Origin of the sequence: Dyadobacter sp. NIV53 (assembly GCF_019711195.1) — a bacterium.
Lineage (GTDB): Bacteria > Bacteroidota > Bacteroidia > Cytophagales > Spirosomataceae > Dyadobacter.
Genome location: NZ_CP081299.1, coordinates 3,780,254 through 3,803,733, shown reverse-complemented (window position 1 = coordinate 3,803,733; position 23,480 = coordinate 3,780,254). Strand labels below are relative to the sequence as shown.

Annotated in this window: 20 protein-coding genes; 11 read left to right on the top strand and 9 right to left on the bottom strand. The window is 40.4% G+C overall.

Going from position 1 to position 23,480, the window contains the following annotated elements; all coding sequences use genetic code 11:
* The first annotated feature begins 275 nt into the window (after nucleotides 1-275).
* A complete protein-coding gene (gene atpD, locus KZC02_RS15470) occupies nucleotides 276-1,799 on the top strand; it encodes a F0F1 ATP synthase subunit beta (protein ID WP_221389550.1) in 1,524 nt (507 codons plus the stop codon).
* Nucleotides 1,800-1,871: 72 nt separating this feature from the next.
* Nucleotides 1,872-2,114, top strand: coding sequence for an ATP synthase F1 subunit epsilon (gene atpC / locus KZC02_RS15465; protein WP_221389549.1), 243 nt, complete (start codon nucleotides 1,872-1,874; stop codon nucleotides 2,112-2,114).
* 69 nt (nucleotides 2,115-2,183) lie between these two features.
* On the opposite strand, the gene KZC02_RS15460 is transcribed toward atpC, so the two are convergent.
* The 5 genes from KZC02_RS15460 to KZC02_RS15440 all read right to left on the bottom strand — a co-directional run bounded on the left by KZC02_RS15460 (nucleotide 2,184) and on the right by KZC02_RS15440 (nucleotide 6,327).
* Nucleotides 2,184-2,888, bottom strand: a complete 705-nt coding sequence (locus KZC02_RS15460; protein WP_221389548.1) for a hypothetical protein — start codon at nucleotides 2,886-2,888, stop codon at nucleotides 2,184-2,186.
* Nucleotides 2,889-2,898: 10 nt separating this feature from the next.
* On the bottom strand, nucleotides 2,899-3,420 hold the full coding sequence (locus tag KZC02_RS15455) for a hypothetical protein (RefSeq protein ID WP_221389547.1): 522 nt from the start codon (nucleotides 3,418-3,420) through the stop codon (nucleotides 2,899-2,901).
* 200 nt (nucleotides 3,421-3,620) lie between these two features.
* A complete protein-coding gene (locus KZC02_RS15450) occupies nucleotides 3,621-4,361 on the bottom strand; it encodes an intradiol ring-cleavage dioxygenase (protein ID WP_221389546.1) in 741 nt (246 codons plus the stop codon).
* A gap of 116 nt (nucleotides 4,362-4,477) precedes the next feature.
* On the bottom strand, nucleotides 4,478-5,182 hold the full coding sequence (locus KZC02_RS15445) for a LytTR family DNA-binding domain-containing protein (protein WP_221389545.1): 705 nt from the start codon (nucleotides 5,180-5,182) through the stop codon (nucleotides 4,478-4,480).
* 32 nt (nucleotides 5,183-5,214) lie between these two features.
* The gene (locus KZC02_RS15440) at nucleotides 5,215-6,327 is read right to left on the bottom strand and encodes a sensor histidine kinase (RefSeq protein ID WP_221389544.1); all 1,113 of its coding nucleotides are present in this window, start codon (nucleotides 6,325-6,327) and stop codon (nucleotides 5,215-5,217) included.
* A 126-nt stretch (nucleotides 6,328-6,453) separates the two neighbouring features.
* On the opposite strand from KZC02_RS15440, the gene KZC02_RS15435 reads away from it, so the two are divergent.
* From KZC02_RS15435 to KZC02_RS15395, 9 genes are all read left to right on the top strand, one after another.
* Nucleotides 6,454-7,788, top strand: a complete 1,335-nt coding sequence (locus KZC02_RS15435; protein ID WP_221389543.1) for an APC family permease — start codon at nucleotides 6,454-6,456, stop codon at nucleotides 7,786-7,788.
* Nucleotides 7,789-7,899: 111 nt separating this feature from the next.
* A complete protein-coding gene (locus tag KZC02_RS15430) occupies nucleotides 7,900-9,021 on the top strand; it encodes an ATP-binding protein (protein WP_221389542.1) in 1,122 nt (373 codons plus the stop codon).
* A 100-nt stretch (nucleotides 9,022-9,121) separates the two neighbouring features.
* Nucleotides 9,122-11,554, top strand: coding sequence for a TonB-dependent receptor plug domain-containing protein (locus KZC02_RS15425; protein WP_221394898.1), 2,433 nt, complete (start codon nucleotides 9,122-9,124; stop codon nucleotides 11,552-11,554).
* Nucleotides 11,555-11,744: 190 nt separating this feature from the next.
* Complete coding sequence (locus tag KZC02_RS15420; protein WP_229254366.1) at nucleotides 11,745-13,460, top strand: lipopolysaccharide assembly protein LapB; 1,716 nt, start codon at nucleotides 11,745-11,747, stop codon at nucleotides 13,458-13,460.
* Entirely contained in the window at nucleotides 13,450-14,295 is an 846-nt protein-coding gene (locus tag KZC02_RS15415; RefSeq protein ID WP_221394896.1) for a DUF4292 domain-containing protein, read from the top strand. The genes KZC02_RS15420 and KZC02_RS15415 overlap by 11 nt, the downstream gene beginning before the upstream one ends.
* 94 nt (nucleotides 14,296-14,389) lie before the next feature.
* The gene (locus KZC02_RS15410) at nucleotides 14,390-15,736 is read left to right on the top strand and encodes a murein hydrolase activator EnvC (protein ID WP_221394895.1); all 1,347 of its coding nucleotides are present in this window, start codon (nucleotides 14,390-14,392) and stop codon (nucleotides 15,734-15,736) included.
* 97 nt (nucleotides 15,737-15,833) lie between these two features.
* Nucleotides 15,834-16,652 (top strand): 3-methyl-2-oxobutanoate hydroxymethyltransferase, encoded by an 819-nt coding sequence (gene panB, locus KZC02_RS15405; protein ID WP_221394894.1) that lies wholly within the window; start codon nucleotides 15,834-15,836, stop codon nucleotides 16,650-16,652.
* Between the two features lie 38 nt (nucleotides 16,653-16,690).
* Entirely contained in the window at nucleotides 16,691-17,422 is a 732-nt protein-coding gene (locus tag KZC02_RS15400; protein ID WP_221394893.1) for an RluA family pseudouridine synthase, read from the top strand.
* Between the two features lie 7 nt (nucleotides 17,423-17,429).
* Entirely contained in the window at nucleotides 17,430-17,735 is a 306-nt protein-coding gene (locus tag KZC02_RS15395; RefSeq protein WP_221394892.1) for a DUF6787 family protein, read from the top strand.
* Nucleotides 17,736-17,795: 60 nt separating this feature from the next.
* Here the strand turns inward: KZC02_RS15395 and KZC02_RS15390 are convergent, their stop codons facing one another.
* The 4 genes from KZC02_RS15390 to recQ form a co-directional block, all read right to left on the bottom strand.
* Nucleotides 17,796-19,991, bottom strand: coding sequence for a CehA/McbA family metallohydrolase (locus KZC02_RS15390; protein ID WP_229254365.1), 2,196 nt, complete (start codon nucleotides 19,989-19,991; stop codon nucleotides 17,796-17,798).
* 227 nt (nucleotides 19,992-20,218) lie between these two features.
* On the bottom strand, nucleotides 20,219-20,533 hold the full coding sequence (locus KZC02_RS15385) for a hypothetical protein (RefSeq protein ID WP_221394890.1): 315 nt from the start codon (nucleotides 20,531-20,533) through the stop codon (nucleotides 20,219-20,221).
* 14 nt (nucleotides 20,534-20,547) lie between these two features.
* Nucleotides 20,548-20,859, bottom strand: coding sequence for a hypothetical protein (locus KZC02_RS15380; protein WP_221394889.1), 312 nt, complete (start codon nucleotides 20,857-20,859; stop codon nucleotides 20,548-20,550).
* Between the two features lie 466 nt (nucleotides 20,860-21,325).
* Complete coding sequence (recQ, locus tag KZC02_RS15375) at nucleotides 21,326-23,479, bottom strand: DNA helicase RecQ (protein WP_221394888.1); 2,154 nt, start codon at nucleotides 23,477-23,479, stop codon at nucleotides 21,326-21,328.
* Between the last annotated feature and the right edge of the window lies 1 nt (nucleotide 23,480).

Sequence of the window (23,480 nt, the reverse complement as noted above, 5' to 3'; positions counted from 1 at the left end):
TACCAAAAGTACTTCAATCTCTATCTAACAAAATTAATAAAACAGGACGTATTTAGATTTTCTCTGTATTTATTGATCCAAAAAGTACCTAAAACCTTCGGCTCCTATTTAAACCAAACTCTTTTATTAAAAATTTATATACATTTTTGATAAGAAAAGACCTGTTTTCTAAAAATTATCCAATAAATGGATCAGGAGCCTATTGGTACTGACCAAATTATCTCCTACTTTTGCGGTCTGAAATAACCTCATCGAAGATAATCTAAATCATATTAATGGCAAACGCAACAAATACAGGAAAAATTACCCAGGTAATTGGACCAGTTGTAGACGTATCGTTTGAAGACAGCGGACGCATCCCTGCTATTCTTGATGCGTTGGAAGTCATCAAAGCAAACGGTCAAAGAGTAGTTCTTGAGTGTCAGCAGCACTTGGGTGAAGACAGAATTCGTACCATCGCAATGGATAGTACAGAAGGTATGCAACGCGGAATGACAGTGACTCCATTGGGTGCTCCGATCCAGATGCCAACAGGCGAAGCGATCAAGGGCCGTCTGTTTAATGTAATTGGCGAGACTATCGACGGTCTTACGACAATTGATTCGACAGGTAATGGTGTTTCTATTCACCGTGCAGCTCCTAAATACGAAGATCTGGCAACGGCTACCGAAGTACTTTTTACAGGTATTAAAGTAATCGATCTAATTGCTCCTTATGTAAAAGGCGGTAAAATCGGTTTGTTTGGTGGTGCGGGTGTTGGTAAAACCGTATTGATCCAGGAACTGATCAACAATATTGCAAAAGCATACGAAGGTCTTTCTGTATTTGCAGGTGTTGGAGAACGCACCCGTGAAGGAAATGACTTAATGCGTGAAATGATCGAAGCTGGTATCATCAGATATGGCGACGAGTTCAAACACAGCATGGAAGAAGGCGGATGGGATATTTCCAAAGTAGATTATGAAGTGCTGAAAGAATCGCAGGCTACTTTCGTTTTCGGACAAATGAACGAACCTCCTGGCGCGCGTGCACGTGTTGCTTTGTCAGCACTTACAGTAGCTGAATATTTCCGTGACGGAGATGGCGAAGGACAAGGCCGTGATATTCTTTTCTTTATTGATAATATCTTCCGTTTTACACAAGCGGGTTCTGAAGTATCGGCCCTTTTGGGGCGTATGCCTTCGGCGGTAGGTTATCAGCCAACTCTGGCAACAGAAATGGGCCAGATGCAGGAACGTATCACCTCTACAAAACGCGGATCAATTACTTCTGTACAAGCGGTTTACGTACCTGCGGATGATTTAACTGACCCTGCTCCTGCTACAACATTTACCCACTTGGACGCAACTACGACACTTAGCCGTAAAGTTGCAGAAAAAGGTATTTATCCGGCAGTGGATCCATTGGATTCAGTTTCACGTATTTTGAACGCTGAAACATTGGGTGCTGCACATTACGATTGTGCACAGCGTGTAAAAAATATTTTGCAGCGTTATAAAGAATTGCAGGATATTATTGCGATCCTTGGTATGGAAGAACTTTCAGACGAAGACAAACTGATCGTATCACGTGCCCGTCGTGTAGAGCGTTTCCTTTCACAACCTTTCTTTGTAGCTGAACAGTTTACTGGCTTAAAAGGGGTGTTGGTAGATATCAACGATACTATCAAAGGTTTCAATCTGATTATGGACGGCGGTTATGACCATCTTCCTGAAATGGCTTTCAACCTGGTTGGAACTATTGAAGATGCTCAGGCAAAAGGAGAAAAAATGCTTGCAGAAGCCAGCAACAGATCATAAATAATAGTTCATGAGTCTATGAGTTCATGAGTTAACAAGCTCATAAACTCATAGACTTTAAACTTTTGAAAGATGCATTTAGAAATAATTACCCCAGATAAAAAAGTGTTTGCCGGCGAGGCAAATGCCGTTACATTACCGGGTACCGAAGGACAGTTTCAGGTTCTGAACCGCCATGCACCGCTTGTGAGTACACTTGGTAAAGGCAATGTTGTGGTAGATATCAGTGGCACAAAGCATACCTATGTCATTGATGGCGGAGTTGTAGAAGTGCTGCACAACAACGTTCTGGTTCTGGCAGAAGCTGTTATATAGGAAGAATCAATATTTTGTAGGAAAGCAGAGGCCGTAATGGCTTCTGCTTTTTTTTGTAGATTCAGTCTGCTACATCCCCACCTCCATCACCAAAACCACCGCATCATTCGAAAGTGCTTCGAAATCAACGGTTTCGACATTCATTAAAGACAATCCATCCCGTTTTTCCAGAAGCCGGTCCTGTACTTCGAAGGCTCCTTCAATAATGAAAACGAAAATGCAGTTTTCCGGATTCTGTATCGTGTAAACGCCTTCTTCCCGCCCCCCATATTTTCCTATATATGCACTGGTATTTTTGTTGAAAGTATTGAAAACAGGAAGAAGAATGTTCTTTTGGGAAATATCAAAAATGGTGTGCTGATTCTGTTTGGAATGGATTTCTTCTTGTAAAATATCTGATTTAAACCTGATCTGTAAGTAATTGATCGTTGCTTCCGGATATGGATTGACAATCTGATACTTCTTTTCGGGTTTGGCTAAAAAATGAAATGTTTCTCCTGAATTAATATAATTAGCCTCTTCTGAATCTGCTACTAATTCAATTCCGCCAACCAATGGAATCAGAATAATTTCAGTCGGTTCTTCCACCTCAATGACACAGCCTGCTTCCGGTGCAAGTGTCTGATCATCAAAGGCTATAAATGAACCAATAGCTTCTCTTCCCTCCTTTTGATAAATATTGGTATTAAAAGTATGGAAACTACGAAATCCTTCGGACTGCGAAATTCCTCTCCGACTTTCCAGATAAATTTGTGCTTCGGTTTGAGTTAGCATAACAGATTGGCTAAGATTGGAAACCGGTTGTCAGAAAATTTGAAATACTTAAATGCGGTACAAGGGGAATCAGGTCTGTTTCTATTTCTTTCCCGGAAAGAACATTTTCCATGGCAGTTTCGTATGAAATCAGCAATTGATTGTACACAGTATCAATCCAGATAACCGGTTCTGTATAAAAGTAAATAGCTACTTTGTACTGTGTCTTATCAAGGATATGGGAATCAATGATTTCAAACTTGAAATTCTTGAAAGGCAGGCACAATTTACCATATGCATTGGCAATGTCTGGTACAATATCTTTCAGCTGCCGGATGTATCCTACGGCCGCAGTGCTTGTCAGATAATGCAGTTGCCCGGCATTGGGAGCACCTTCAAGTAATTCCTGAAATGTTTTGAATTTCCCTTCAGGATCAAGCCGCTGTGCCTGCATATAAAATTCCAGATGGGTAGCATCAAAAACTGCCTTGTCCCAAAGTTTGGGAGAATCAGCATCAATAATTTTGCGATAACACAAGCGAATTATTTTCATGGCTTTCGGCTTTCAGCAGTCGGCTATCGCCTGCTTTTGAATTATATTAAATTTATTTGCTGATTTTGAATCAATCGTCATAGAACGAAGTTAAGTTTTCGAAAGCCGAAAGCCGAAAGCCGAAAGCCGAAAGCCGAAAGCCGAAAGCCGAAAGCCGAAAGCCGAAAGCCGAAAGCCGAAAGCCGAAAGCCGAAAGCCGCCTACGCACTTACCACAATCGTATGCGCCAATACATATCCGGCAGCAACGCTTCCTGTTACCGTTGACATTTCAGTCGTAACACCATCTCCAAAAACATTATCCGTTGCATTGGTTGTATCAGCTTGTCCATGACTTGCATAAACGCCTTGTGCATAGACCACTTTACACACATCGGCAGGAAATGCAATTTGTGTAACCAACAAAGATTTACCACTTGAGTTGTATACATGGACATGGATATGCGGGGCTCTGCCCGAATACCATCCCGGAAAAATACTCGTGAAGTTTACCAATCCGTTGGCATCCGTGGTTTGTCTTCCTCTCAAAAAGTGAACGCTCTGGTAATTTGTTGACTGCATGCCAGTACCACCGTATTCCGAATAATTACCTGCTGCATCACAATGCCAGATATCAACCAATGCTCCTGATAAAGCGGCACAGCTATTGTTTTTGTTCTGAATGGTAATATTAATTGTTATTTTGGCACCCTGCCTGTCTGATGTAATGTCAGTCAAAACATAACTGGCGGGTACTTTGGTAGGAAATGGCCCTTCCGTTTCTGAAACCGTGGATGTACAGGTTCCGGTAGTTGTGCCGGTAGTCGTTCCTGTGGTATCTATAGTAGTTCCGGTTGTTGTGTCAACGGGATCTACGGTACTGCTAGAACAGCTTATCATCGGGACAATTGCTGCAAGCCCTAATGCTGAAAAACCTCTCTTTAAAAATTCTTTACGTTCCATGTGATTTACAGTTCTGTGAGTTTTTAAATACATTATCGTATTTGCTGCTCTTTTTGTTGCGGTCTGTAAAGTATGTGTCGGTGAACCGGAGGTTTGTCTCGGTGAATGGCCTTAATTTAATTCCCTTTTCCGTTTTTCCACTTTTCAATGAAATCCAGGTAACTGTCACTCACAGGTAATTCCTGATCAGTAATCAACCTGACTTTCTTATTCTGAATGGATTTTACCAGCGTATTTGGCACAATGTAACTCCGGTGAATCCGGCTGAACTTTGCCTGGGGAAGTATTTCTAAAATTCCTTTTAATGACATCAAAGTCAGAATTGGATGTGTTGTACTTCGCAAATGAATTTTAATATAATCCTCCATTGCTTCAATGTATTCAATATCAGTAAGTTCTATTTTCACCATTTTGTATTCAGAGCGCACAATCAGTGTTTCCGGAGTAGTTGTTGCTACTGATTTTCTGAGTTCAAACTGCTCGATTGCCCGGTTTACAGCTTTCTCAAAGCGTTCTATCGTAATAGGCTTTAATAAATAATCCAGGGCTTCGAGTTCAAATCCTTCGAGTGCAAATTTTTTGTGGGCAGTTGTAAAAATGATCATGGGCTTGCATTCCAGTCCGGCCACCAAATCCAGACCAGTCAGATCGGGCATATTGATATCCACGAACAATAAATCGATTCTGTTGTTTTTCAGAAACACTGCACCTTCGACGGCATCATCAAAAGTTGCCAGTAATTCTAATTCAGAAAAACCGGAAATGTACTTTTGCAGCAGATCCAGCGCAAGCGGTTCATCATCAATGGCAATACATTTCATATTTTTAGCTATTGGCTGTAAGCGATCATGAGTTAGCCTTCCGTTTGAAGTTCGAGATTCACTTCAAATATTTTTTCCTGCTGATTTATTTTAAACTCATAGCGGTTTGGATACAAAAAATCCAATCGTTTTTGTGTATTGGCAATACCTATTCCTTTCCTTTCATTTTGCACATTGGTTTGAAAAATTGTGTTTTTACAAAAGAATAAAATGGTTTTTTCTGTAACGTCCACATTGATTTCAATCAGATTTTCGTACCGGTTGCTTACACCATATTTAAATGCATTTTCAACAAAAGTCATCAGGATAAGCGGTGCAATTTTTTTATTGACAAATGAGCCTTTTACATTAAAATCTACTTTTGTTTTGGCGTTAAGCCGGAGCCTTTGCAAATCCACATAATTTTCCAGACAAATTATTTCATCTTCAAGCGGGACAAAATTTTCGGTTGCTTCTTCCGTAATGTACCGCATCATTTTTGATAGTTTCAATATACTTGGAGCCGTATGTTCACTATTACTTATGGCCAGTGAGTAAATATTATTAAGCGTATTGAATAAAAAATGCGGATTGATCTGGGCTTTGAAAAATGATAATTCGGCCTGCGCCTTATCAGCTTCCGATAATATCACCCGTTTCTCGGAAAGACGCCATTGCTCTGAGATCCGGGTTGCCAGAGCAACAGCCCACACAACTACAAACAAAACCAGGCTGACAAAATCAACCGCTGTTCCATTCGTTCCATCACCCGTCGGGCCGCCTCCCCTTGTGGCCGCCCTACCATGATCTTCAAAATCCATATCGGGCGGCGGCGGCGGACGAAACATTTCCCTATCCATGTCCGGACGCTGTAATTCTATCGTGTGAAATTTTTTAAATATAAGATTTTCAAATGGTTGTGTGTAAAAAATCAATATAAAGCCAGTCAGGAAAATGCCGGCATAGATCAAATATTTTTGCTTTAAATAAAGCTGTGGTATTAAAACAAAAGTATTGAGGTAAAAGATAAAACAGAAAGTCAGGAAAAAAGCCAGAAAGAGCCTGATGATAAAAGTGTGATCCAGGAATAAGGTTCGGGCTCCCTGGACATAATCATCAACGGCAGGATGATAAAGAATATCCATCCAAATACGTGAACGATCCAAAGATTTTTTAGCTGAAACATACTTTAATTACTCTGTTTGGTATTCCTTTCTGAAATTGATACGAATATAGGAGTTGCTAAAACAAAAACTTTCCCTATTTTCGGAAAGCATAATTTTCACTTCCCTATGGCACAGGCCTCTGCAAAGAACGAATTATTTAAGATTTTAGGCGTAGGCTTCGGTATAGCCGTAACGATCGGCGGTACAGTTGGTACCGGAATACTGCGAAAGCCCGGTCCGATTGCGGCCCAGCTTGGTGAACCATGGCTTATTATGACCTTATGGGGAGCTGTTAGTTTATACGCGTTTCTTGGAACATTATGCACTATTGAACTCGGGACTTCCGTACCAAAAGCGGGAGCATGGTATGTATACGCGCAAAGAGCATTTGGAAATTACGCAGGTTTCGTGGTAGGCATAAACAGCTGGCTGGGAACATGCTCTGCGCTGGGTTTTGGCGTATATACCATGAGTGAATATATGGCCCTGCTCATACCGTCGCTGGTGGGTTATGAACCATATGTGGCGGCATGTATTTTATTGATTTTAACGGGTATTCACTGGATCGGCCTCGCGCTTGCCAGTACTTTTCAGAATGTGATGAGTGTTTTGAAAGGCGTTGGATTATCTGCTTTTGTGATCATTTGTTACGTTTATGGCAAAGAGATTTCGCCTGAGGAAATGCAGCTGACTACCAGCAAAATCATTCAGGGAGGAAGCTGGATTGCTCCCGTTATTTTTTCTTTACAGGCTATTTTCTACACCTACGATGGATGGCACACGGCAGCTTACTTTACAGAAGAAGACCGTGACCCTTCCAAAAATTTACCCAAATCAATGATCGGAGGTGTTTTACTGATCATTGCCATTTATTTACTTTGTAATCTGGCGATTTTATATGTGTTGCCGATGAATGAATTATCACAATCCAAATTGGCAGCAGCAGATGCTATCAGGCTTATTTTTGGAGAAGGATCGGGCAAGATCGTAACATTGTTCCTGATGATCTCTATTCTTGGGATCGTAAATGCGCAATTACTTTTTAATCCAAGAGTATTGTATTCCATGAGCCGCGACGGACTTTTCCTGAAAGGCGGAACCAAGGTTAATAATGGCGGTACACCCTCATTGGCGATGCTGATTACATCGGCAGTGGCTATCACTTTAATATTAGTAGGAAAAGAAGCATGCGAAAAACTTTCTGACATCGCAACATTCTTTTTTGTGCTGGGTTATACTTCGGGTTTTGCTTCTTTATTGGCATTAAGAAAAAAAGAGCCGTTTCTGCCCCGTCCCTGGAAAGTACCGGCTTATCCTGTTCTGCCAGTTATTATGCTGATTTTTTCCATTGCATTTCTGGTCAGTGCCGTAGTTCAGGATCTGCCGAGCAGCCAGTATGCCCTGTTATTCCTGATTGTGAGTTATCCGTTGTATTTGCTTGTAAGGCGGGTCAACCGGTGAGAAAATAACATCTAATTTACAAAAGCGTTTTTTGCAAATTTATATAATTTTATAGATTACGATCTGTAAAATTATATAAATTTGTAGATTAGCTATTCAAATTGATTTAATATGATAGAGCGGAAACTGGCCTCTATTCTCAAAAACCACTGGAATTCCGGAAAGATATTAATTGTGCTTGGACCCAGACAAGCAGGTAAAACCACATTGCTTGAGAAGCTTTGCAAGGCTGAAGGTGAATATCTGTTTTTTAATGGAGATGATATAGATACCCAGACTATTCTTACCAATGTGGGCGAAACCCGTTTACGACAACTCATTGGTAAATATCAAACTATATTTATTGATGAAGCACAACGTATCGAGAATATTGGACTTACTTTAAAAATAATTCATGATCGTATTAAAGACGTCAGGGTAGTAGTAAGCGGATCTTCGGCATTAGAGTTGAGCAGTAATGTAAACGAGCCACTTACGGGACGCAAATGGGAATATCAATTATATCCTATCAGTTGGGATGAACTTACTAATCATGCAGGATATTTAGGGACTAAACAGCAGTTCGAACTTCGGCTTTTATACGGGATGTATCCTGAAGTAATTAACAATATTGGCCAGGAACAGGCTACTTTATTACAAATTGCAAATAGCTACTTGTATAAGGATCTACTTAATTATCATGGGATTCGCAAGCCCGAAATTCTTTCTAAATTATTGATCGCTTTGGCTTTACAAGTGGGTTCAGAGGTTTCTTATAATGAACTTTCAAACTTGTTACGGATAGACAGGGCTACTATTGAGCAATACATTGGACTGCTGGAACAAGCTTTTGTAGTTTTTCGATTGACACCTTTTAACAGGAATATCAGAAGTGAAATAAGCAGCAGCCGTAAAATTTACTTTTATGATAATGGCATTCGGAATGCAATCATCAATAATTTTAATCCACTGGCTCTTCGAAATGATATTGGTGCACTTTGGGAAAACTTCTTAATCAGTGAGCGGATGAAGGTCAATCATTACAATCAGGCTTATGGAAAACAATATTTTTGGCGTACATACGCTCAGCAGGAAATAGATTATCTTGAAGAATATGATGGCTTGTTACATGCTTATGAATTTAAATGGAGCCCCACAGCAAAAGCCAAATTTTCAAAGACATTTACCGGTGCTTATCCTGATGCTGTTACAAAATTGATTAATAGAGAAAATTTTGAAGAATTTTTGAATTAAATCTTTTTATGTAAAGAGGCTTTCAATAATGCCTTATAATAACCCAATTATATATTTTAAACCAAAAACTATAAATTGCACAGGACATTAATTTGTAATTATGCCTTGCACAAAAACACTTCTGAAACTTTCATTTCTTCTTTTTTCAATATTGCTACTGGCTGGATTTCAGGCTGTTGATGAGGATTTTGCTCAAAAAGTTGCAGGCCAATTATTGAAATACCGGGGTGTTTTCCCTCAGGAAAAGGCGTATTTGCATCTTGATAAACCCTATTACACGGTTGGTGATACCTTATGGTATAAAGGCTATCTGGTTGAAGGTTCATTGCATCAGGCGGACAGCGCCAGTCAGGTATTGTATGTGGATCTGATAGAACAAAGCACGGGCAAAAATATAGCATTAAGACGAACCCGCCTTGAAGGTGGTGTTGGCCATGGTGATATTGTACTTCCTGACAGTATTCCAAATGGCGCATATACGATCCGTGCATACACCAACTGGATGCGTAATTTTTCAGAGGATTTCTTCTTTCAAAAGAGTATTTATCTTTTTGGCCAGGAGCAAAATACAGTTCCGGCTACTTCTGAATTGCTTGATATACAGTTTTTTCCGGAAGGTGGCCAATTGCTGACCGGGATAAGTACCCGTGTAGCATTTAAAGCAGTGAATGGAAATGGATTGGGACAGGATATAGACGGTTTTGTCCTGAATCAGAAAAAGGATACCATCACTTCATTTAAAAGTGAACATCTGGGTTTGGGAAGGTTTCAGTTTCAGCCTGAAAAAGATCAGAAATACCAGGCTTATGTCCGTAAAAAGGATGGAACTTTCCAGTCTGTTTCTTTTCCTTTGTCTGTGGAAAACGGGTTTTCGCTTATTGTTGACAACCTTTCCAGTCCTTCTAAGATGCGCATTTTGGTTTATCATAATTTCTCTCAATCTGCTGAAAAACAAGTTCATGTAGTTGGCCATTCAAGAGGTATTATAGCTTTTGCCGCAAAAGGAAAGGTTTCTGCCAAAGGCCTGATGATCAATTTGCCTAAAACAGAACTTCCGGATGGGATCACACATCTTACGCTTTTTGACGACCAGAACAAACCAGTATGTGAGCGGCTTGTTTTTATAGATCATGGAAATACACTCAAAGTGAAAATTAATCCATCCAAACCTATTTACAAACCACGCGAAAAGGCAGAATTAGAAATTATGGTAACGGATACGGCCGGAAATCCCGTTGAAACCAATCTTTCGGTGGCGGTAACTGATGAGGGACAAATTGCACCGCAGCCATATGACATGAACCTTGTTTCAAATTTACTGTTAACCTCTGATTTAAAAGGATTTGTAGAGCAACCTGCTTATTATTTTAATCGTGACAAGTCGGAACGAAAAATCCATCTGGATTATCTGATGATGACGCAGGGATGGAGCCGGTTCAAATGGGAAGATGTTCTGAAAGATTCATTATCTGCTCCGCAAAGGTTTGTAGAACAGGGTATTACACTGGCTGGGCAAGTCAAGAGAAATAATAAACAAATCAGCGAAAAAGTAATGCTGTCGGTTTTTTTAGAAAATGACAGCATAAGTACCATTCTGACACCTGAAACGGATGCAACAGGCTTATTTGCAATTCATAATCTGGTTTTTTCAGATACACTGAATTTTCGCTTACAGGGAGCAAATAAAAAAGGAAATCAAAATTTATCATTCCTGATGAACCTGTTTGAACCGCCCAAAGCTTTTTTGGTAAAAATCCCTTATTATCCCATTACAGTGGACGCCGTACAATTGAATGATTATCTCAAAAGAGCAGAAGAATACCAGGAAATTGTACGCAAAATCCGTGAAAGCAGGGAGCGCTTATTAAAAGAAGTGACTATTAAGGCAAAAAAGGTAGTGGAACGGGACTCCAGGAAACTTTACACGAATGCAGATGCCACGATTAAAGTCACGTCACAAATGGCAGCCGGAGCATTCAGTATTCTTGATATTATTGCGGCAAGAGTAGCAGGTGTTCAGGTAGTTGGGTCTGGTATGAATGCTTCTGTATTTATAAGGGGCAACAGAGGCGAACCACTTTTTGTACTCGATGGTATGACGGGAGATAAAAATATGATCACATCCGTGAATGTCAATGATGTTGAATCGATTGATGTACTGAAAGGTGCGTCCGCTGCAATATATGGAAGCAGAGGAGGCAATGGCGTTATTGCGGTTTATACCAAAAGAGGCAATACCAATTATGATTATTCGCAGGACATTGTACCGGGCGTATTATCCTCAAAAATAGCGGGCTTCAATATTCCCCGTGAATTTTATAATCCGAAATATGAGGTCACCCGGCAGGAAGACGCAAGGCCCGATTACAGGTCTACGGTCTTTTGGGCGCCAATGCTTAAAACAGGAAAAGATGGGAAAGCCCGTTTTCAATATTATAATACCGATGCAGTTACAAAGATTGCCGTTCAGGCTGAAGTTTTAAGTGCAGGCGGCTTACCGGGATCAGCCAAAACAGTATATTCTGTTCAATAAGTAATTTCGAAATAAGAATAATCCATTTTTGTCGTTACTATTCCAGTTTAAAGGTCTTTTAACGGGACTAAACAGAACAAAAATTAATAACTTTGCTGTTTACCATGAAACGGCCGATCTGTCTCAATATCTGATTGGCAATAAGATAAATATGAGGACAGAATTTTTAAAATTGACTCTTTTGATTAGTATGCTCGCGGTTATTGGTACCGTGCAGAATACTTATGCGCAGCGACGCAATAAAGCGAAAGAAACCCAATCCGAAAAAAGCGTAGATAAGTCTGGTTTCCGTCTTGAAGAAGAATCACTTGCCGCAGAAGGTATGAAGTTCATGATGAAAGATGAACCGGCAAAAGCACTTCCGATTTTCGAAAAGCTGGTTCAGCAAAGTGAGCAGGATGGTGCCGGACATTTTATGGTAGCATCTGCACTTATCAAGCTCGACAGGGCAGATGAAGCCATTATTGCCTCAAAAAAAGCATACGACCTGGATAAAGACAATGAGTTTTATGCTATTCAGCTTGCCGAATTATATGCTAAAAAAAGGAAATATTCAGAAGCTGCTCTGGTTTATGAACCACTTGTAGCCAAAAATCCAGGTAATATACAGTATGGTATTGAGCTTGCTGCGGTGTATGTATTCAATGATCAGTTTGATAAAGCCATCGCTACTTACGACCTTTTAGAAAAATCAATGGGTGTAACGGAGGAAATCACGCGGCAGAAACAACAGCTTTATCTGCGGCAGAATAATCTCGAAAAAGCACTGGTTGAATCCAAAAAATTAATTGCTTCTGAACCAAGCGAAGCGAGTTACCGGATAGAAATGGCTGAAATACTCATAGCCAATGACCGGATTGCAGAGGCAGTAGCTCCACTTGAAGAAGCCCTGAAAATTAATCCGGACGAGGCTCAGGCGCACGTATTACTGGCTGATATTTATCGCCGTAATGGTGATGTACAAAAGTGTAATCAGGAGTTAAAGCTGGTTTTTGCCAATCCAAACCTGGATTCCGAACCCAAGATCAGGGTGCTGAAAGGTTACCTTACCATGCTGAAAACAAAAACAGAATTTACTGACGCGATTCAGCTGGCAAAGCAATTAATTGATACTCACCCCAATGAAGCGAAAACGAACGTAGTATATGCTGATTTACTGGTGCAAAATGGTAAAAAAGGAGAAGCACGTGATCTTTATGTAAAGGCGGCAAGAATTGATGGCTCAGTATATGAAGTCTGGGAAGCGATATTACAACTGGACGGAGAACTGAACCAGGTAGACAGTATGCTGGTGCATTCGGAAAAAGCGCTGGAAGTTTTTCCTAATCAGGGTACGCTTTGGTATTCAAATGGTACGGCTCAGCTGATGAAGAAGAATTACAAAGCTGCTATTTCATCCTTTGACGAAAGCCTGAAACTGATTACAAATAAGCCGGAGTTTGTTACGTTTATAAATGCCCAGCTCGGGGATGCTTATAACGGAATAGGAGACAATGCGAAGTCCGATGCGTCCTATGAACTCGCGCTGAAAGACAACCCAGACAACGATCATGTGCTCAATAATTACAGTTATTTTCTTTCCCTTCGCAAAGAAAAGCTGGACCTGGCACTGAAAATGTCAGAAAAGCTGGTTCAGCAGCATATGGACAACCCTACTTATCTGGATACACACGCATGGGTTTTATACATCCTGAAAGATTATAAAAAAGCAAAAGTGTTTTTAGAAAAAGCAATGACCGACAGTACCGGCGTAAGCGGTACCATTGTTGAACATTATGGCGACGTTCTGTTTAAATTGGGCGAACGTGAAAACGCTGTTGCACAATGGAAAAAGGCAAAAAAAATGGGTGAAACCACCGAACTTCTTGATAAAAAAATAGCAACCGGAGCATTACATGAACAATAAGATTACAGTATGGTTCATGATGATCAGCATGATCTGGTTTACTTCCTGCCATAAAAACCGCATTTCCAAGAATACAGATAAATCAGTCAGCGACTCCGTTTTTGTTAACAGGGATTCAGTGTATACAGACACGTCATCGCTTGCTGATACCGAAACAGAAACGGTTGCCCCTGTTAAAATCCGGGAAATAGCTTTCGATTACCTGACTGCAAAATCAAAATTTTCTTTTCAAAGCAAAAACCAGGATTTTGATAACACAAACGTTAATATCCGCATGAAAAAGGATAGCCTGATCTGGATCTCAGTAACCGGAGTCGGGTTTGAATTAGCTCGTGGGTTAATTACAAGGGATTCTATCGTTTTTATGGACAAATTCCATAAGCAATATTTTGTTTTCAGTTACGAACAGTTAAGCCGTCAATATAATTTTGACCTTAATTTCCCATTGCTTCAATCTGTTATCATTGGAAATTTGCCATTTAAACAGCAGCCGGATTCTGAATTTCAGAAGGAAAGTGATTTTTTTGTACTAAAACAAAAAGAAGGAAGAATCAATATTGAGAATTTTGTAGCTGAATCCAATCTGAAATTAACACATCTCAATGCGACAGAAACAGGCACAACCAATACTTTTTCACTTGATTATGAAGACTTTAAGCAAGTGGATAGTTTCCTGTTCCCATTTATGAGCTTTGTTAAACTGAATGTAAAATCTCCCAAAGACCAGCAGCCCTCAGAAACAACTATCAGGCTGAAACACAGCAAAGTAGATATAGTAAGCCAGAGTCCTGGATTTCCTTTCAATGTACCTTCCGGCTATAAGCGCAAAAGGTAAAAACTTAGATTGTGTTCTTAATAATAGGCAAAACGTTAAGTCTGCTTAACTTTGCACACCGTTCTGGTATTTTAGGTCGCAAGTAAAAACAAATATGCCCCTTCATAAACAGCATTACCGTCGTTTAATTTTAGTACTGACTTTCATGTTTTGTACCGCTTTGAGTGTATTTGCACAAAAAACCCGCGAAGAACTTCAAAGGGAAAAAGCAGAAAACCAAGGCAAGATTAATGAGATTCAGAAAATTCTCAGACAAACATCTTCTCAAAAAAATGTAAATTTAGGGCAGTTAAAAGCTTTAAATCAACAGATTAATACTTATAAAAAACAAATCGACCTTTTATCGGATGATCTGGCTTTACTGGATGGAGAGTTAAAAGTACTTCAGAATAAACAGAATGCATTATCTGCCAGTCTGGCAAAGGTGAAAAAGGAATACGGGCATATGATTTATGAAGCTTCCAAAAGGAATACTTACATGAATTCATTGGTTTTTCTGTTTTCGTCCGGTACGTTTAACCAGCTTGTGCTGAGGTACAAATATTTGAAGCAATATACAGAAGCGCGGCAGGGACAAGTAAAAGAAATGGAAGCTTTGGAAGCTCAGTTGCTTGCTGAACGGCAACGGATTACATCCAAAAAAATGCAGCAGAAAACGGTTCTGGATACACGTTTGTCTGAAAATACGAAGTTGGAAGGCCTGAAAGTGAAACAGAACGAGGTAATTAAAGATCTTTCACAAAAAGAAGTTGAGCTAAGAAAACAAATAGCCGAAAATAAAAGGGCATCTGATTTACTGGAAGCCAATATCCGCAGAATTGCAGAAAGAGAAAGGCGTGAGCGGCTGGAACGTGAGCGAAAAGAACGGGAAGAAAGAGAGGCCAGAAGAAAAGCAGAGCGTGAGCGTATAGCACGAGAAAATGCAGAGCGAGAGAAAAAAGGACAGGCTGCTGTTGTAGAAACACCGAAAGAGGTAGAAGAAGAACCAGTCATTTCATCAGGCGGACTGAACGAAGAAGAAGCTTCATTGGCTTCGTCGTTTACGGCATCACAATCACGGTTGCCTTGGCCGGTTAAAGGTTTTGTTTCAGGACATTTCGGACAAAGGCCTCATGCAGTTTTGAAAGGCGTAATGGTGGATAACCTTGGTGTGGATATTCAGACTTCAGCAGGAGATCCTGTACGTTCTGTTTATGACGGTGTGGTACTGGATGTTACCCAAATGCCTGGAATGGGCAGTGTAGTGGCCATACAGCATGGAAATTATATGACTATTTATGCGAAGATGAGCGGGGTTTCGGTGAGGCCGGGACAGAAAGTAAAAGCCCGCGAAAACATCGGCAGAGTAGCAACGGATAGCGACGGAACCTCAGAATTGCAGTTTCAGATCTGGAAAAATACATCACGCCTGAATCCGGAAAACTGGCTGATAAGACGATAGGCTGGGAGTTAGGAGTTGATGAGTTTAAAGTCTAAAGTATGCAGCCTTTAAACTCATCAACTCTAAACTCATTTTCAAATTACTTTACAAAAATATTATGTCTGTACATAAAGCTGATATTAAGCGGGTTACTACCCATACGATTCAGGAAATGAAAACGCGTGGAGAAAAGATATCCTGTCTTACGGCGTATGATTTTTCTATGGCCGGTATTGTTGATGCGGCGGGTGTCGAGCTTATATTGGTCGGTGATTCGGCATCTAATGTTATGGCTGGCCATGAAACGACTTTGCCAATTACGATTGACCAGATGATATACCATGCAGCTTCTGTTGTAAGGGCGGTAAAACGAGCACTGGTTGTTGTAGATCTTCCGTTTGGCTCCTATCAGGGAAATTCAAGGGAGGCACTGAGTTCTGCAATACGGATCATGAAAGAATCCGGTGCTCATGCAGTAAAGCTGGAAGGCGGGCTGGAAATTAAAGATTCTGTAACACGTATTCTGAGCGCAGGAGTGCCTGTAATGGGTCATTTAGGACTCACACCGCAATCTATTTATAAATTTGGCACATATACTGTTCGTGCCAAAGAAGACGCAGAAGCAGTGAAATTGCTGGAAGATGCCAAAATACTGGAAGAAATTGGCTGCTTTTCAGTAGTTCTGGAAAAAATCCCATCCAAACTTACCAAACTGGTTTCAGAAAGCATCAGCATTCCTACCGTTGGAATTGGTGCCGGTCCGCATGCGGATGGTCAGATATTGGTTTTACATGACCTGCTTGGAATTAATAAAGAATTTAAACCGAGATTCCTGCGCCGTTATGCTGATTTGAATACCATTATGACGGATGCTATTTCGAATTATATCAAAGATGTAAAAGGCAGGTCGTTCCCGAATGATCAGGAATCTTATTAAACAAAGTGTTCTCTTTTTGGGAGATAAATAAAAATACCATGGCTAAAAGACCATTTCAAATTATATACGAGGATAATCACCTGATTATCGTCAATAAGGAACCAGGCATTCTGGTGCAGGGAGATTCTACGGGAGACAAATGTTTGCTGGATATGGTGAAAGACTATATCAAGGAAGAATACCAAAAACCTGGTGCTGTATTTCTGGGAACAGTACATCGTTTAGATCGTCCGGTAAGTGGCCTGGTTGTTTTTGCACGTACTTCCAAAGCACTGGAACGGATGAACGAAATCTTTCGTAACCGGGATGTACAGAAGACATATTGGGCAGTAGTAAAACACAGGCCAGCTGAGAAAAAGGGCAAATTGATACATTGGCTTGCCAAAGATGAAAAACGGAACGTAACGACAGCTTACACATACGAAGCACCCGGAACGCAGCGTGCGGAATTGTCTTATCGCTGGATGGGAGAAATCAACAAGTTTCATTTGCTGGAAGTAACGCCCGTTACAGGCCGCCCGCATCAGATCCGTGTGCAATTGGCTTCTATGGATTGTCCAATTCGTGGCGACGTGAAATACGGCTATCCAAAAGGCAATATTGACGGAAGTATCAATTTGCATGCAAGACGTTTGTATTTCGAACATCCTGTAAAAAAAGAACCAATTATCTGCAAGGCCGGCTTACCCAATGACCCATTCTGGGAAGAATTTTTAACGTTGGATACGGAGGAAATCAAACCGGAACATTTAGGATTTTTATACGAATAAAAATGATATGATTGAAAAACTAAAACAGCGCTGGAACGTCAGGAATGGATGGGATGTCCTCATTATTTTACTCGTTTTTGCCTGTACCGGTTTTTCAGTATTGTTTGTAAAACGTATACTTTTTGAATGGATTGGCCTGACTAACCAATCGCCCTCATGGATTCGCTGGACAGTCAATATTCTTATTATTCTACCTTTATACCAGGTAATTCTGTTAGCCTGGGGATGGGTATGGGGGAAATTTTCTTTCTTTTGGGAATTTGAAAAGAGGATGTTTGGAAGGATCGGAGGAATGTTTAAAAGGAACCGTTGAGAAGTAATTTAGACCATTCAGAAGTTAAGATTATTAAGTTCCTTCTTCATTTTTTTATTCTTATTGGTTTGCAATAATATTTTGATAAATTTTTCTGGCATCTTCATAAGCTTTGGCGGCAGCAGCTTTTTCTTCTTTTCTGATATTCGGTTCTTTCATTTTCCAGCACTGATTTAATGCCGCCAGGCACCATTCTGCACTTCGTTTTTCCTGAATAGGTGTATTATCTATTTTCACAAAAACCGGATTCGAATGTGAACTTGGATAAATCCGCAAAGCCACCCACCCGGAATGCGTTACGGAATGAGAGAATCTGACGTCTTTTATTTTGCCATCTGCAATGATCTCTGTAGTATCAACAGGCACGCCATTCATGATTAATTCAACCCGCACTTTTCTGGTTTTTTCAATACGGGCCCTTTCTATATCCCAGTAAGGCGTTTTAGTAACCGGAGTTTTGGCAATTGTCTCTCCTTCTTCATCCTGATGCTCAGGAAGATATGATGCTATTTTCGCAGAAATCACAAGTTTTTGTTTCCCTTTTAAAGTTAACTCACTGGATCCGACACCAGATTCCTGGCCATTTACCGTAAAATCCATAATGTGGGATTTGCCATCTGATACATAACTCCTGCCCTTTTGCAGAGATGTTACATATGTATCATAGTTGAGCGGTCCGTCAGACTTAAAGTAGCTTCTGGCGAGGCCGACACGTGCATCTGTAATACACGGGAAATCTGTTTCGCCGCTAAGCCTCGTTTTGAAACCGCAATTGAGCGTGTGATACCACATATTCAATTCCCACGGAGCAGGTGTGTCTCCCGCACTGTAAAAGTCAATAAGGTTTTGGGTAACCGTTACAACATATTCATTTGCCCCGATCCCGTCCATTTTTGGTACAATATAATTTGGCAACTGATTGGTTAGCTGCACAGGTTCCAATCCCCAGCCCGAATGCGCATATCCAACTACGCCACCCTGGGATTTTGCCCAGGACAAAACCGGTAACGTCCAGCTTGGCCATTGTTCAATTTCGGTAGTGCCCGGATAATCGTCCTCCTTTATACGCAGCAGCACAATATGGCCTGCATGCGAAGAGGGAAATCCGGAAACTTCCACATCATTCCGCATAATATTTTTAGTATCTGACAATGGGTTATCTTTTCCCGTAAAAAAACTTTTTTGATAATACCAGCTTGGCCCCCAGGCAAGTACCGCCGCTATATTGAGATCTTCTCCCAAGGCCTGGCGCCACATATCTTTAGGTTCTACCCCTTCTGCCGGGCTGTCGTAATGGCTGCACCCTGCTGCATGTACGTGATGGTCAGCACTGTACCAACCAAGTTTTGAAAGCTGTATCCATCTTTTTAGCTGAAAGGAGGCTTTCATTTCTTTCACTCCTGATGGCACAATCAGTTCTTGTATTTGTTTGATATATTCCGGGCCTCGTGTAAAAGATATCTGGTATTTTCCTGCCGGAAGCAGAACTTGTTCACCATCCTGACGGTAAATTTGAGGCTGAAAGAAAAAATCAGGATACTCGTCAAATGCTGCTACCCGTCTTGACGGCAATGGATAAATACCTGTCAGTTTGCCCGCTGGATGATCGGTCGCACTGGTGATCAAAAAAGAACCCATTGTTGCAGATCCGTCCTCATCTTTCACCTGCATATTAACCTTTATAGATGGCTCTACCTCAAAAAGAACAGGAATTGTATTTCTGAAACCGATATCCTGAGAACCCTGCCCGACATTGTAACCAATTTCAGCTTCGCGTTTGCCAGCATCTTTACAAAATATCTGAACGACCGCATATTCCAGCTTTAAACCGCTTAGATTAGGCTGTAACGGACGATTTGTATACATCTGCACTTCCAGAAAACGATTGGCAACCTGGCCCGGCGAAATCATATTTTCCTTTTTTACACGGGAATCGAAAGACCAGGAATGTACCGGTTTGGCAGCATTTGGGCTTTCTACTTCCAGTTTAGCAGTTACACCCGCCTCATTATTTATTTTTACCAAAAAACTTGTCCAGCCACCTTGTACCAATTTGGGCGCCGCCATTCCCCTATCAACTTTAACCCTGCTTTCCGGATTAATATTGACAATGTGAAGGCAATAAGGATCAAGTATTTCCTGAATTTGTTTTACCGTTTCCTGATTATGCGGCTGGTCTTGTAAGCTTTTAAGTTTGTCAATATCATTTTCAGAAAAAGTACTTCCTGAAAATGACAAGGCTTCGTGTAAACGCAAAGCCTGGGCTAATAAAGGCTGGGCATCAATAGTATTGGCTTGAATTATATTGGGTTGATGATGAGTGTGATCTTGAGCAAGAACTGGATGAAACAATAGTGAAAATAAGAGGGAAATGCATGTTCTTTTCATGTGACACAGAACTTGACTATAAGCTACATTTTATATTTCAATTGTATCGCAAAGGTAATGTCAGAGATAACGGTTTTGAGTTTCCCGTTCGTTCATCACAGTTGTTGTCTCAATATTTTGTTCAATTCGTCCGATTTATTCAGGGTCATAAAATGCCCACCACCTTTTATTGTCACGTCACAATTTACAAAAGTCAGGGGTAAAATTCTGTCACTTGTTCCATGGATATGAAAAATACCTTTGGCCTGCAATTGATTTTTCCATTGGGCTACTTTGTCAATAGCCCATTTTAAAAAAGTTGGGTCAGTGTCAAAAAGAATCTGTTTTAAAAGTTGCTTGTCAGACGTTGAACTCGTTCCAAAGAACCAGTTTGCTATGAAATTTGGGCTTTTTAAAAGTTTTACCGGCATAAGTTTATGAATTCCTAGTTGTCCGGCGAAGCGATAATAAAATGGAATTTCTTTTTTATTTTGGCGGAGGCAATTAAAATTATCTTTTCGGTGTCAATTTGTTTAGCTACTTCAACAGCCATTATCCCACCGAATGACAGTCCTATTAAAACAGGTTGTGTAGTGTGTATTTGGTCAAGAAGGCGAGTTGCATAATGCTCAATAGTTTCATTATTTAACGGAATAATCCATTTTATGAAAATTGCTGAAGATTCAGAAAAGTCCAGTCGTTGAAAAACACGTTCATCTGCTCCAAGTCCGCTAAATATGTAAATTTCTTTTTTCAATTGGTGGTTTGGTAGTATCCAAAATTGTGCATAAACAATGAATTTATACTGTTAACAACTTTTTAAAATTACGTTTGACATTGGCGGACTTTATGAAGCACTCTTTCAAATGTACGAATTCAGTAATTGTGAGAGGTCCAATTACTTTAAAGTCTAAGCCTTCAACCGGATAAATATCCTTTAAAATAGAAATTTAATATTCACCAATTTGTTACCCATATACAAAAGTATCAAGAGGAAAAGACCAATCATTAGTAGTTACAGAATATTCCTTAATCAGATAAATCAGTTTTAGCAGTTTGTTTTGGATAAAGAATTTATACGTTCTGCTAAATAGACAACAGCATTGCCTAACTTATCGATTTCAGAACGTGAATAAGGATGTGGCATATTGGGTTATTTATTTTATAAAATTACAGAGGATCAGGGAATTAAACAATTTCCCCAATCCCCAATCCCCTATCCCCTATCCCTCATTCTCCTCCTCCCAAACTGACAAAGCAAGCTTGATCTGTCCATAATCATATTGCTCATTCAGCAATTCAAATAGCGGTTTCAATGCATCTTCTTTACGGATGCTCATTTCTTGGGCAGCTTTTACGATGGTATTGTATGAATTATTATCAATTAACGCTTTCAGGTCTATCGGATGCCCGTCTTCTTTTAACTTTACCAAATGTGAAAGAATTGTTACCGGGTTAAGGTTTCGTTTTTCTCCTATCACTTTTACTGAGTAACCTGCCTTGTACAGATCCAGCGTTTCAATATAAGTCATTCCTTTTACGACACGGGTTCCTGGTTTGGTGTTTTCCCTTGCAAATGCCACAATTTCATTGATAAATGTCTCCCCGTAACGCCTGAATTTTTCTGCTCCTATTCCCGAAACAGCTTTCATCTGTGCTTCTGAAACCGGCTTTTTTTGTGCCATTTCTGATAAGGTCGCATCGCTGAATACCACATAAGGCGGAACGCTCATGGCATCGGCCATTTGTTTTCTTAAAATCCTTAAACGCTCAAACAGCGCATCACGAATAATTTCCTGTTTTGGCTTTTCTTTGGGAACAAGTTCTTCCTCTTTGGCTTTTCGTTCAGCAAGCGGAATAAACTTTACCAGTTCAACTTTTCTCTCTCCTCTCAGTACCTGCTTACTTACTGGATTCAGTTTAAAAGCATGCGCTTCATCATATGCAATATCCATAATGCCCGAATTGAGCATCTGACTTATGTACTCTGCCCATTCTTCTCCTCGTAAATCATGGCCAACACCGAATGTAGGAAGCCTGTCGTAGTTGTACATCAGTACATTCCGGTTGCGGCTTCCGCGCAGGATATCAATCAGCATTCCCATCGCAATTTTCTGATCGGTGCGGGCGATGCCGGATAATGCTTTTTGGGCAATCACCGTAGCATCAAACCTTGTTCTCGGATTGCGGCATACGTCACAATTTCCACAATCTTTATCTACTGCTTCGTTAAAATAGCTTAGTAAAATCCGCCGCCGGCAAATATCAGCTTCTGCATATTGTTTCATCCGGTTCAGTTTGGCATGAAGCAATTCTTTTTGCTCTTCTTTCTGATCCGAATTGTTGATCATATCCTGGCGGGTAATGATATCCATGTAGCTGTAAAACAATACCGTATCAGCAGGTGATCCGTCACGTCCGGAACGGCCTATTTCCTGATAAAAACTTTCAACATTAGACGGAAGGTTATAATGGATCACCCAGCGCACATTAGACTTATCAATTCCCATTCCGAAAGCTATTGTAGCTACAATGACTTGAATATCATCTTTCAGAAACTGCTCCTGAACCCTGGACCTTTTATCTGATGCAAGTCCTGCATGGTAATATTCCGCTCTGAATCCGGCACTTTGTAAATTGGCTGCTACCGTTTCTGTTCCTTTACGGCTCAGGCAGTATATAATTCCTGGCTGACCGCTGTGTTTACTTATAAAACTCTGAATTTGTTGTAATCTCTTTCTGCCCGGAAGTACATTTAAGCTCAGATTTGGCCTGTCAAAACTCGCTACGAAGGTCTTCGCAGTTTCAATTCCAAGCTGTTTTAAAATGTCTCTCCGAGTCACTCTGTCGGCAGTTGCAGTCAATGCAATAACCGGAACATGAGGAAATTTTACTTTTAAATTACTTAACTGGCGATATTCGGGACGGAAATCATGGCCCCAGGAAGAGATACAATGTGCTTCGTCAATAGCAAATAAATTTACATTCCACTCGCGTAAAAAATCGAACGTATTTCCGGCGAATAACCTTTCAGGAGCGATATATAAAAGTTTTAGCTCGCCTACTTTTGCCTGCCACATTACCTGGTCCAGCTCAGCGGATGATATGCTCGAATTTAAAAATGCAGCTTTTATTCCATTACCTCTTAAAGCTTCCACCTGATCTTTCATCAATGCAATAAGCGGAGAAATAACAACTGTTAAACCGTCTCGAATAATTGCCGGAATTTGAAAACAAACTGATTTTCCACCTCCGGTTGGCATTAGCACAAGGCAATCTTTGTCGTCCATTACAGTGTCGATAATCTCTGCCTGCTGAGGACGAAAAGAATCGTAGCCAAAGTATTTTTTTAGTGCTTCTTGCTTGTTGATAGGCATT